Raw genomic sequence first — 12,208 nt, forward strand, 5'->3', positions numbered from 1 at the left:
GAGCGAAGCGACGGGGGTTGATCTCGGGGCGAGCGAAGCGACGGGGGTTGATCTCGGGGCGAGCGAAGCGACGGGGGTTGATCTCGGGGCGAGCGAAGCGACGGGGGTTGATCTCGGGGCGAGCGGAGCGACGGGGGTTGATCTTGGGACCAGGACACCGCACGACCGCACCATCGTCTTGGAGGAGGTCACCGTCGTCGGCCGCGACGGTCCGGCACCGGACCGGCTGACCGCCCGCGCGATCCCCGGCGAGGTCACCGTGCTCACCGGGCCTAACGGCGCGGGCAAGTCCACCGCCTTCGACGTCATCCTCGGGCTCACCCCGGCCACCTCGGGCCGGGTGCTCATCGGGGACACCGACATCGCCGATGCCGATCCACAGACGTGGTGGCCCCAGGTGTCCTGGCTGCCGCAGCGACCGGTGCTGCTGCCCGGCACGGTGCGCGCCAACCTGGAACTGTTCGGACCGCTGACCGATCTGGAAAGCGCCTGCCGCGATGCGGGTTTCGACGAGGTGCTGGCCGCCCTGCCGGACGGCCTGGAGACCCGGCTCGGGCGCGACGGGGTGGGCCTGTCGCTGGGTCAGCGGCAGCGGTTGGGGTTGGCCCGCGCGCTGGGTTCGGCAGCCGCGGTACTGCTGCTCGACGAGCCGACCGCACACCTGGATGCCGGCACCGAACGCCGGGTGCTGGCCGCGATCGGTGCGCGGGCGCAGGCGGGGGCGACGGTGCTGATGATCGGGCACCGCGCGCCGGTGCTGGCCGCGGCGGACCGCGTGGTCACCGTGGGAGGTGCCGCCCATGTCCCCTCGTGACGTGCTGCATCTGCTGCGTCCGCGCCTGCCGCGGCTGCTGCTGGCGGTGCTGTTCGGCACCCTGGCGTTGGGCAGTGCGCTGGCCCTGGCGACGGTGTCGGCCTGGCTGATCACCCGAGCCTGGCAGATGCCCCCGGTGCTGGACCTCACCGTCGCGGTGGTCGCGGTGCGTGCGCTGGGCATCTCACGCGGTGTGTTCAGCTACTGCGAACGACTGGCCATCCACGACACGGCCTTACGGTCGGCCGGCGCCGCCCGGGTCGGCTTGTACCGCCGGCTGACCGAGCTGCCGCCCGACACCGCGCTGCGCCTGCACAGCGGTGAATTGGTGGAGCGGGTCGGCAGCTCGGTGGACGAACTGGCCGATGTGCTGGTCCGGGCGGTGCTGCCCGCGTGTGTGGCCGTGCTGCTGTCGGGGGCGGCCGTGACGATCATCGCGCTGATCGCACCCGTGGCCGCAGTGGTGCTGGCCGGCTGCCTCGTGTTGGCCGGGGTGGTGGCGCCGTGGTTGGCGGGCCGGGCCGGCACATCGGCCGAGCGGCTGGCCGCGCAGCATCACAGCGCCAGGGACACCGCGGCGATGCTGGCCCTGGAGCACGCGGCCGAGTTGCGGGTGGGTGGGCGAATTACCGAGGTGATCGCCGAAGCCGAACGCCAACAACGGCATTGGGGCCGACAGCTGGACCGGGCCGCGACGCCCAACGCGCTGGCCGCCGCGGCATCCACCGCCGCCGTCGGGGCCGCGGTGCTCTCGGCGGCGGTGATCGGGATCAACCTGGCACCGGTCACCGCACCCACCACGCTGGCCATCCTGATGCTGGTGCCGCTGTCCGCATTCGAGGCGACGGCGGCATTGCCCGCGGCCGCGGTGGCGTTGGTGCGGGCCAGGATGGCCGCCCGGCGCATCGGTGAGATCACCGACGCGACCCCGGATGACCGCCGGCGGCCGGAAACACCGGAGGTGGTGCTCGATCCCGGCGAACGGCTGGCCGTGCTGGGGCCCAGCGGCAGCGGTAAGACCACCTTGTTGATGAAAATTGCCGGTGAGTATCCCGAAAATCCGCTGACCGCGGCATTTTTCGCCGAGGATGCGCACCTGTTCGACACCACGGTGCGGGATAACCTGCTGGTGGCGCGCGGTGATGCGACCGATCACGAGCTGCTGACCGCGCTGGACCGGGTGGGCTTGCGCGACTGGTTCACCGGTCTGCCCGACGGGCTGAACACCATCCTCACCGGCGGCGCGGCGGCGGTATCGGCCGGGCAGCGCCGGCGGCTGCTGCTGGCCCGCGCGCTGATATCGCAGTTTCCCGTGGTGCTGCTCGACGAGCCGACCGAGCATCTCGACGAAGCCGACAGCGACCGGTTATTGCACGGGCTGCTCACCCCCGGCGCCCTGTTCGGCCCCGAACGCACCGTCGTCGTCGCGACCCATCACCTGCCCGCGGACATCGCCTGTCCGGCAGTGCAGTTACGCGCCGGCGGGTACCCTGACCAGTCATGAGCTCCTTCGGGCCGTACGGCGAGCAATACCCAGGGCAGCAACCGGGCTCGTATCCACCGCCACCACCGCAGCCCTACGCCGGCTATCCGCCGCCGCCGCTGACGCCGCGTAACGGACTGGGCATCGCCGCGCTGATCCTCGCGGTGCTGGGACTGTTGTTCTCCTGGACCATCGCGGGCGGAATCATCCTGGGAGTGGTCGCGCTGATCATCGGTTTCCTGGCCCGGGGCCGCGTCAAGCGCGGCGAGGCCACCAACGGCGGGCTGGCCGTCTCGGGAATCGTGTTGGGCGCGTTGGCAATCGTGCTGGGTTTGGTGTTCATCCCGATCTGGATCGGGTTCTTCTCCCAGCTGGGCATCGGCGACTATGTGAGCTGCATGGAGCAGGCCGGCAACGACCGGGCCGCACAGGTGCAGTGCGAGAACAACTTCCGCGACAAGGTCGAAACCGATTACGGCGTGACGATCACGCCCAAGCCTTAGCTGCCCAGCGCCGGGCCGGCTGCAGACCGTCGAGCACAGCAGCGCCGCCGATCGAGGTGCTAGCGCGGCGGGAAGTACTTGATGATGCCTTCTTGCATCACCGTGGCCACGATCTGTCCGTCAGCGCGGAAGAAGTGCCCATTGCTCAGGCCCCGGGAGTCCGACGCCACCGGTGACGACGTCGCGTACAGCATCCAGTCGTCGAACCGCACCGATTGGTGGAACCACACGGTGTGGTTCATCGTCACCGCGAAGATCCGGTCGAATCCCCACGACAGCCCGTGCCGGGTGATGATCGGGTCGAGCACCGTGGTGTCCGACGAATACACCAGGGCCGCGGCGTGCAACACCGGATCGTCGGGCATCGGCCCGTCGGCGGTCAGCCACACCCGGTTGTGATCCAGCTGCCCGCCCTTGTCGCGCATCACCCACGCCGGGTCGTTGGTGTAGCGCCACTGAATGGGTTTGAGCGCGGCGACGAACAGCGGCACCGTCTCCTCGTATCCGACCAGCAGTTCGTCGATGGTGGGCAACGTGTCCGGGTGCGGCACATCGGGGAACTCGGCGTTGTGCTCCAGACCGCGGCCGCCGGCCAGATGCGATACCAGCGCGGTACCCAGCAGGGCGCCTTCCTGGGTGACATCGACCCGGCGGTTGGCGAACCGGCGCTCATCGCGCAGCCGAACCACGGTGAATTCCAGGTCTTTGGTCGGGTCGCCGCCGGCGATGAAATGCATCGACAACGTGGTCGGCGGCAGCCCGGCGGGCACGGTCCGGCCGGCGGCGACGAACGCCTGGGCCATCATCTGGCCGCCGAAGGTCCGGACCGGGTTGATGCTCGGGTGGGTTCCGGTGAACCTGTCCGGGTTCGCCCCGTCCGGGGTGAGGTCAAGGACCGTCAGCAGTTCCTGCAAGTGCTCTGCCGACAAAAGTCCCCCATTGGTCTGCGCGTGTGGCTACGCGTGGTCGTCCTCGCCGATCCGGTGCACGTGGATCAGGTTGGTCGAGCCTACTGTGCCGGGTGGGGCACCCGCGACGATGACCACCAGGTCACCGCGCTTGTACCGGCCCAACCCGAGCAGTGACTCGTCGACCTGTTTGATCATGTCGTCGGTGGTCGCCATGTGCGGGACGATGAATGTCTCGGTACCCCAGGTCAGCGCGAGCTGGCTGCGCACCTCGGGCAGCGGGGTGAAGGCCAGCAGCGGCAGCGGGGTGTGCAGCCGGGCCAGCCGGCGCACGGTGTCGCCGGACTGGGTGAACGCCACCAGCGCCTTGGCGTCCAGCCGTTCACCGATATCGCGTGCGGCGTAGGAGATGACGCCGCGCTTGGTCCGCGGTGTGTGGGTCAGCTGCGGAACAGCGGTCGAGTTGTCCTCCACGGCCGCGACGATGCGCGCCATGGTGCGCACCGTCTCCAACGGGTACTTGCCCACCGAGGTCTCCCCCGAGAGCATCACCGCGTCGGCACCGTCGAGCACGGCGTTGGCGACGTCGGACGCCTCGGCGCGGGTGGGCCGGGAGTGCTCGATCATCGACTCCAGCATCTGGGTGGCCACGATGACGGGTTTGGCGTTCTCCCTGGCCATCTGGATGGCCCGCTTCTGCACCAACGGCACCTCTTCGAGCGGCAGCTCCACACCGAGGTCACCGCGGGCCACCATGATGGCGTCGAAGGCGAGCACGATGGCCTCGAGGTTGTCCACGGCCTCGGGCTTCTCCAGCTTGGCGATCACCGGCACCCGGCGCCCCACCCGGTCCATCACCTCGTGCACCAGCTCGATATCGGCCGGAGAGCGCACGAAGGACAAGGCGACCAGGTCGACGCCCAGCTGCAGCGCGAACTCCAGGTCGGCGATGTCCTTCTCGCTCAACGCGGGCACCGAGACGTTCATGCCGGGCAGCGACAGGCCCTTGTTGTTGCTGACCCGGCCGCCCTCGGTGACGGTGCACACGACGTCGTTGCCGTCGACGTGTTCGACGACCAGTCCGACGTTGCCGTCGTCGACCAGGAGGCGGTCGCCCGGGGCGGCGTCGTTGGCCAGCTGCTTGTAGGTGGTGGACACCCGGTCGTGGGTGCCCATGAAGTCTTCGACGGTGATCCGGATCGTCTCACCGGCCTGCCACAGGGTGGCGCCGGTGGCGAACCGGCCCAGCCGGATCTTCGGTCCTTGCAGGTCGGCGAGCACGCCGACCGCGCGTCCGGCGGCATCCGATGCCGCCCGGACACGCCGGTAGTTGCCTTCGTGGTCGGAATGCTCACCGTGGCTGAAGTTCAGCCGGGCGACGTCCATGCCGGCTTCGACCAGGGCTTTCACCATCTCGTCGGTGCCGGTGGCGGGACCGAGGGTACAGACGATTTTTCCGCGTCTATTCACGTCTCGGAGCATAGTCATGATCGATTCAGAAGACCATTCAGAACGGATAGACCCGGGTCAGGCCGGGTCGCTCGAAATCGAGACGGCGCTAGACGGCGGCGAGCGGCAGCGTGCCCGGCCGCACCGGTGCCGGCAGGTCGGATTCGCCCATCAGGAACGCGTCCACCGCATGCGCGGCACTGCGCCCTTCGGCGATAGCCCACACGATCAACGAAGCGCCGCGGTGGGCGTCCCCACACACGAACACCCCGGGTGCATCGGTCTGCCAGTCCGAACCGCAGGACAGCGTGCCGCGTTTGGTCAGCGTCAGGTCCAGCCCGCCCAGGAGCGCCATGTGCTCGACGCCTTCGAAGCCGATGGCCAGCAGGGCCAGATCACACGGGATTTCCAGCGGCTCGCCGACCGGGGTGATGATCCGCCGCCCGTTGGCGTCGCGTTCGACCTTGACCTCGGCGATCTCCATGGCGCGCACGTTGCCGCGGCCGTCATCGACGAAGCGCTGCACGGCGACCTCGAAGCGGCGCGCGCCGCCCTCGGCGTGGGCGGGCGAGGTCCGCAGCACCAGCGGCCAGGTGGGCCACGGGCTCACGGACTCGTCGCGCAGTTCCGGTGGCGCCGGGTTGTAGTCCAGCTGGGTCACCGACAGCGCCCCCTGCCGGTGCGCGGTGCCCAGACAGTCCGCGCCGGTGTCGCCGCCGCCGATGATCACCACGTGCTTGCCGGCGGCCGACAGTTCGGAGGCGCCGTCGCCCTCGCATTCCTTGTTGGCCGGCACCAGGTGTTCCATCGCCAGGTGCACCCCGTTGAGGTGGCGGCCCTCGACATCGTTGTCGCGGGCACGCAGCGCACCCACGGCGAGCACCACCGCGTCGTACTGTTCACGCAGCCGCTCGACCGACAGGTCCACACCCACTTCGCAGTCGGTGACGAAACGCGTTCCCTCGGCTCGCATCTGGGTCAGCCGCTGGTTCAGCGTCGACTTCTCCAGCTTGTACTCCGGGATGCCGTACCGCATCAACCCGCCGATCCGGTCATCGCGTTCGTAGACGGTGACGTGATGGCCGGCGCGGGTGAGCTGCTGGGCCGCGGCCAGTCCCGCGGGACCCGAGCCGACAACGGCGACGCTCTTGCCCGTCGAGATCGCCGCGGGCTGCGGCTCGATGCTGCCGTCCAGCCAGGCCTGGTCGGCGATGGTCTGTTCGATCCGTTTGATGGTGACGCTGCCACCGGTCTGCTCGTCGGCGATGGACAGCACGCAGGCCGCCTCGCAGGGCGCCGGGCACAACCGGCCGGTGAACTCCGGGAAGTTGTTGGTGGCATGCAACCGGTCGATGGCCGCGTCCCAACGGCCTCGGCGCACCAGGTCGTTCCATTCCGGGATGAGGTTGCCCAACGGGCAGCCCGCGGTACCGGAGTGGCAGAACGGGATACCGCAGTCCATACAGCGGCGCGCCTGCTGGGACACCTCGGCGGCACGCTTGCGGGGCTCCTGGGACTCGTAGACCTCGCGCCAGTCGCCGACACGTTCGTCGACGGGGCGTTTGGCCGCCTCCCGTTTGACGACCTTCAGGAATCCGGTGGGATCAGCCACGGCTCGCCTCCATGATCGCGGTGTCCACGTCGCGCCCTTCGGCTTTCGCCATCCGGGTGGCCTGCAGGACACGCTGGTAATCGGTCGGCATGACCTTGGTGAACTGGGCGCTGCGCCGCGGCCAGTCCGAGAGCAGCGACCGCGCCACCGTGCTGTCGGTGTACTGCGCGTGCCGTGCGACGACGTCGTGCAGCCAGCTCAGGTCCTCGGGTTCCAGACGCTGCAATTCCACCATCTCGGTGTTCACCTTCGCCGGGTCCAGGCCCAGCACGAAGGCGATACCGCCGGACATGCCCGCGCCGATGTTGCGGCCGGTGTCCCCCAGCACCACCACCCGTCCGCCGGTCATGTACTCGCAGGCGTGGTCGCCCACGCCCTCCACCACCGCCAGCGCACCGGAGTTACGGGCGCAGAACCGTTCACCGGCCCGTCCACGCAGGAACACCTCACCGGACGTGGCGCCGAACACCAGCGTGTTGCCTGCGATGACATTGTCCTCCGGCAGGAACAGCACGTCGTCCGGTGGCCGGACGATCACCCGACCGCCCGAAAGACCCTTGCCCACATAGTCATTGGCGTCACCGATGAGTTCCAGGGTGATGCCGGGCGGCAGGAACGCGCCGATCGACTGTCCCGCCGAACCGGTGAGGGTGACGTGGATGGTGTCGTCGGGCAGCCCGGCGGCGCCGTAACGACGGGTCACCTCCGCGCCCAGCAGGGTGCCCACGGTGCGGTTGACGTTGCGCACCGGCAGTTCCAGCCGGACCGGATGGGCGTCTTCGAGCGCGCCTTCGGCCAGCTGGATCAGTGTCTGGTCCAGCGCTCGCTCCAGTCCGTGGTCCTGATCGCGCAAGCGGCGCCGCTGGGTCAGCTTGGCGCCGTGCGGATCGGTGGGGTGCGCGAAGATCGGGCTGAGGTCCAGACCGCGGCTCTTCCAGTGCGCGACACCGTCCGCGGTGTCGAGGACCTCGACGCGGCCGATCGCCTCGTCGAGGCTGCGGAAGCCGAGTTCGGCCAGATAGGTCCGGATGTCCTCGGCGATGAACCGGAAGAAATTCTCCACGAACTCCGGTTTGCCGTTGAATCGGGCCCGCAATTCCGGGTTCTGGGTGGCCACACCCACCGGGCAGGTGTCGAGGTGACAGACCCGCATCATGATGCAGCCGGCCACCACCAGCGGTGCGGTGGCGAACCCGTACTCCTCGGCGCCGAGCAGCGCGGCCACCATCACGTCCCGTGCGGTGCGCATACCACCGTCGCACTGCACGGTGATGCGGTCGCGTAACCCGTTGAGCACCAAGGTCTGCTGGGTGTCGGCCAGGCCGATCTCCCACGGCGCCCCCGCGTGCTTGAGGCTGGTCAGCGGCGCCGCACCGGTTCCGCCGTCGTACCCGGAGATCAGCACCACGTCGGCGTGCGCCTTGGACACCCCGGCGGCGACGGTGCCGACCCCGACCGAGCTGACCAGCTTCACGTGGATACGGGCCTGGTCGTTGGCGTTCTTGAGGTCGTGGATCAGCTGCGCCAGGTCCTCGATGGAGTAGATGTCGTGGTGCGGCGGCGGTGAGATGAGCCCGACGCCCGGCGTCGAGTGCCGGGTCTTGGCGATGTTCGGGTACACCTTGTAGCCCGGAAGCTGGCCGCCCTCACCCGGTTTGGCCCCCTGGGCCATCTTGATCTGGATGTCGGTGGCGTTCACCAGGTAGTCGCTGGTGACGCCGAACCGGCCCGAGGCCACCTGCTTGACGGCGCTGCGACGCTTCGGGTCGTAGAGCCGGTCGACGTCCTCCCCGCCCTCACCGGAATTGGAGCGACCGCCGATGTTGTTCATCGCGATGGCCATGGTCTCGTGCGCCTCGGCCGAGATGGATCCGTAGCTCATCGCACCGGTGTTGAACCGGGCCAGGATGGCGTCGACCGGTTCCACTTCCTCCAGGGCGACCGGTGGCCGGACCCCCTTCTTGAACTCGAAGAGCCCGCGCAGGGCGCCGCCCTCACGGTTGAGCCGGTTCACCTCCTCGGAGTACTTGGCGAAGATGTCCCGCCGTCCGGTCCGGGTCGAATGCTGCAGCAGGAAAACGACTTCCGGGGTGAACAGGTGCAATTCGCCGTCGCGGCGGAACTGGTACTCACCGCCCACCGACAGCCGGCGGTGAGCCCGCTCGGTGGGGTTCTCCGGGTAGGCCCGGCGATGCCGGAACCGCACCTCTTCGGCCAGCACGTCCAGTCCGACGCCGCCCAGCTGCATCGGGGTGCCGGTGAAGTACTCGTCGATGACCTCGCGGTCGATGCCGATGGCCTCGAAGGCTTGCGCGCCGGTGTAGGACGCGACGGTCGAGATGCCCATCTTGCTCATCACCTTCATGACGCCCTTACCGAGCGCCTTGAGGTAGTTGCGCACCGCCGCCGCCGGTTCGATACCGGTGAGCTCACCCTCGCGGATGAGGTCCTCGATCGATTCGAAGGCCAGGTACGGGTTGACCGCTGCCGCACCGAAACCGATCAGCATGGCGATGTGGTGGACCTCGCGGGCATCCCCGCTTTCCACCACCAGGGCCACACTGGTGCGCTCCTTGGTGCGCACCAGGTGATGATGGACCGCCGACACGGCCAACAACGACGGGATGGGCGCCTTGCGGTGATCGGAATCGCGATCCGAGATCACCAGGGTGCGGGCACCTTTGGCGATGGCGTCGCAGGCCCGGGCCCGCAGGTCCTCCAATGCCTCGGCCAGCCCCTCACCACCGCGCTCCACGTCGTAGAGGGCCCGCAGCACCGCCGTGCGCAATCCAGGCTGCTCACCGTCGTCGTTGATGTGCACGATCTTGTTCAGCTCGTCGTTGTCGAGCACCGGCCAGCTCAGCATGATCTGGCGCGCCGACGCCGCAGTGGGTTCCAGCAGGTTCTGCTCGGGCCCCATGACGCGCCCCATGGACGTCACCACGGCCTCCCGGATCGCATCCAGCGGCGGATTGGTGACCTGCGCGAACAGTTCCACGAAGTAGTCGTAGAGGGACCTGGACCGCTGCGACAGCACGGCCGTCGGGGTGTCGGTGCCCATCGAACCGAGCGGCTCGGCCCCGGAGGCGGCCATCGGGGTCAGCAGCAGGCGCAGCTCTTCCTCGGTGTAGCCGAACGACACCTGCCGGCGCACCACGGATTCGTGATTGGGTTGCACCCGAGCCCGATCCGGCAGGGTCTTGAGATCCAGCAGACCGGCGTGCAGCCATTCGTCGTACGCCTCGGCGGAGGCGAGCTGATCTTTGATCTCGTCATCGGAGACGATACGGCCGGCGGCCGTGTCGACCAGGAACATCTTGCCCGGTTCCAGCCGCCCCTTGGCCACCACCTCGCCGCTCGGCACGTCCAGCACGCCGCTCTCGCTGGCCAGGATGATGCGGTCGTCGATGGTGCGCCACCAGCGTCCCGGCCGTAAACCGTTGCGGTCCAACACCGCACCGACGACGGTGCCGTCGGTGAAGGTGACACAGGCCGGCCCGTCCCACGGCTCCATCAGCGAGGCGTGGAACTGCCAGAAGGCCCGTCGCTGCGGGCTCATCGTGGTGTTGTTCTCCCAGGCCTCGGGGATCATCATCAGCACGGCGTGCGGCAGGCTGCGCCCGCCGAGGTGCAGCAGTTCGAGCACCTGGTCGAACGACGCCGAATCCGAGCCTTCGTTGGCGCAGATGGGCGAAAGGCGGCTCAGGTCACCGGGAATGAGCGAGCTGGCCAGTTTGGCCTCGCGGGCGTGCATCCGGTTGCGGTTGCCGCGGACGGTGTTGATCTCACCGTTGTGCGCGACGAACCGGAACGGGTGCGCCAGCGGCCACGACGGGAAGGTGTTGGTGGAAAAACGGCTGTGCACAATCGCGATGGCGCTGTTACAGCGCTCGTCGCGCAGATCGGGGAAGAACAGCGGCAGCTGCTTCTCGGTGAGCATGCCTTTGTAGGCCATGGTGCGGCTGGACAGCGTCGGGAAGTACACCTGCCCGGTTTCGGCCCGCTTGCGCAGCGGGTACACCCGGCGGTCCAGATCCAGGCCACCGATGCGGGCCCCCGGTGCGGCGACGAAAAGCTGCGCCATGTACGGCATGCAGCTGACCGCGCTCGCGCCGACATCGGCACCGGCAGGGTCGACCGGAACCTCGCGCCAGCCAAGGACGTTCAGGCCCTCCTCGACGGCGATCGCCTCGATGTCAGCTCTGGCGGTAGCGCGTTCGACGGGGTCCTGCGGCAGGAAGCAGATACCGGCGGCGAAGGTGTTCTCGCCCTTCTCGTTCGGCCCGGGGAGCTCGAAATCGACAACAGCCCTGAGCAATTCGACGGGAAGCTGGAGCAGTATCCCGGTGCCGTCACCCGTGTTGGGTTCGGCACCGACGGCACCGCGGTGCTCCAGGTTCTCCAACGCGTCCAGCGCATCCGTCACCAGGGCGTGCGAACGACGCCCCTGGATGTCGGCGATCATGGCGACGCCGCATGAATCGGATTCGTTGACCGGGTCGTAGAGACCCTGCGCGTCGGGGAGTGCCGAGAACAGCAACTGAGGTACCTCCGCAGTCTTGGAGATGATGTGCAGGGACTGCGTCGGCCCGAAAAGTCAGTGTATCAGCGCAGACACCCGTCTACCCAGCCGAAAGCGTGGGGACCAGCGGGAACCCCGGCCAGTTACGCACCACGGTCCAGACGGCGGCCGCCACGACGACCGTGACGGTGGCCGCAACCGGCATCAGCTGTTGGCCCCGTCGCCATCGCACCACCAGCCACGCCAGCAACAGGGGCAGACCGACCAGGAGGAAGACGTTGTCGACGACCGCGGCCCCGATATTGCCGGTGAGCAGATCATGGGTCATCCGCAGACCACCGCAGGCCGGGCAGTTCAGGCCGGTCAGCAGCTTGAATGGGCAGCCGGGGAACAGGAAGCCCGGCTTGTGCGGGTCGGCGAGACCGATATAGGCCAGACTGCCGGCCACGGCCACGCCGGTGCCGATGAGTACCGGCTTCGATGCCGACGGAACCTTAAGTTCCATCGCGAAGGGGGCGGCCCTGCGGGTCGCGGACCTTGTCGGTGAGCAGCAGGACAGCGTCGATGATGCCCCAGATGACCGCACCCAACCCGCAGGTGACCAGGCCGACCAGCAATTGGGCGATACCCAGGCCGGTGTAACCGAGGTAGATGCGGCCGATGCCGACCAATCCGAACAGGCCGAGCAACTGCAGCAGGCCGGCGACCACCTTGGATTTGTCCGAATAGGGCTCCCCGGTCAGCGGGTGCCGGCCGTAGGGCGCCGTCGGGTCGTAATAGGCACCCGGGGGCGGGTAGGGCGGGGGGTACTGCGGCGGATACTGCGCTCCTCCCGGCGGGGGCGGCGGGATCCTGCCCGGATCGACACCATAGGGCGGCTGCTCGGTCATGGATTCAGGATGCCAGAGATCGACTGG

9 protein-coding genes are annotated in these 12,208 nt (G+C 68.6%); 3 read left to right on the top strand and 6 right to left on the bottom strand.

What is annotated here, in order from left to right; genetic code table 11:
• The 3 genes from SBI67_RS15075 to SBI67_RS15085 form a co-directional block, all read left to right on the top strand.
• The coding region (locus tag SBI67_RS15075) for an ATP-binding cassette domain-containing protein (protein ID WP_318981352.1) at positions 1 to 814 on the top strand (814 nt) is incomplete at its 5' end.
• Positions 801 to 2,318: an ATP-binding cassette domain-containing protein gene (locus SBI67_RS15080; RefSeq protein WP_318981353.1), complete on the top strand. Its 1,518-nt coding sequence runs from the start codon at positions 801 to 803 to the stop codon at positions 2,316 to 2,318. The genes SBI67_RS15075 and SBI67_RS15080, both read left to right, overlap by 14 nt.
• On the top strand, positions 2,315 to 2,800 hold the full coding sequence (locus tag SBI67_RS15085) for a DUF4190 domain-containing protein (protein WP_318981354.1): 486 nt from the start codon (positions 2,315 to 2,317) through the stop codon (positions 2,798 to 2,800). The genes SBI67_RS15080 and SBI67_RS15085 overlap by 4 nt, the downstream gene beginning before the upstream one ends.
• A 59-nt stretch (positions 2,801 to 2,859) precedes the next feature.
• Here SBI67_RS15085 and SBI67_RS15090 read toward each other — a convergent pair whose 3' ends face one another.
• From SBI67_RS15090 to SBI67_RS15115, 6 genes are all read right to left on the bottom strand, one after another.
• Complete coding sequence (locus SBI67_RS15090) at positions 2,860 to 3,729, bottom strand: acyl-CoA thioesterase II (protein WP_318981355.1); 870 nt, start codon at positions 3,727 to 3,729, stop codon at positions 2,860 to 2,862.
• A 27-nt stretch (positions 3,730 to 3,756) separates the two neighbouring features.
• Positions 3,757 to 5,178 carry a pyruvate kinase gene (gene pyk, locus SBI67_RS15095; protein WP_318981356.1) on the bottom strand — a complete coding sequence of 474 codons (1,422 nt, stop codon included), beginning with the start codon at positions 5,176 to 5,178 and terminating at the stop codon, positions 3,757 to 3,759.
• A gap of 88 nt (positions 5,179 to 5,266) precedes the next feature.
• Positions 5,267 to 6,769 carry a glutamate synthase subunit beta gene (locus tag SBI67_RS15100; protein WP_318981357.1) on the bottom strand — a complete coding sequence of 501 codons (1,503 nt, stop codon included), beginning with the start codon at positions 6,767 to 6,769 and terminating at the stop codon, positions 5,267 to 5,269.
• On the bottom strand, positions 6,762 to 11,309 hold the full coding sequence (gltB, locus tag SBI67_RS15105; RefSeq protein WP_318981358.1) for a glutamate synthase large subunit: 4,548 nt from the start codon (positions 11,307 to 11,309) through the stop codon (positions 6,762 to 6,764). Before gltB ends, SBI67_RS15100 begins: the two co-directional genes overlap by 8 nt.
• An 82-nt stretch (positions 11,310 to 11,391) precedes the next feature.
• Positions 11,392 to 11,796 (bottom strand): DUF2752 domain-containing protein, encoded by a 405-nt coding sequence (locus SBI67_RS15110; RefSeq protein WP_318981359.1) that lies wholly within the window; start codon positions 11,794 to 11,796, stop codon positions 11,392 to 11,394.
• A complete protein-coding gene (locus SBI67_RS15115) occupies positions 11,786 to 12,181 on the bottom strand; it encodes an NINE protein (RefSeq protein WP_318981360.1) in 396 nt (131 codons plus the stop codon). The genes SBI67_RS15110 and SBI67_RS15115 overlap by 11 nt, the downstream gene beginning before the upstream one ends.
• Positions 12,182 to 12,208 lie beyond the last annotated feature (27 nt).

Origin of the sequence: Mycolicibacterium chengduense (assembly GCF_033741155.1) — a bacterium.
In the GTDB taxonomy this organism is placed as follows: Bacteria; Actinomycetota; Actinomycetes; order Mycobacteriales; family Mycobacteriaceae; genus Mycobacterium.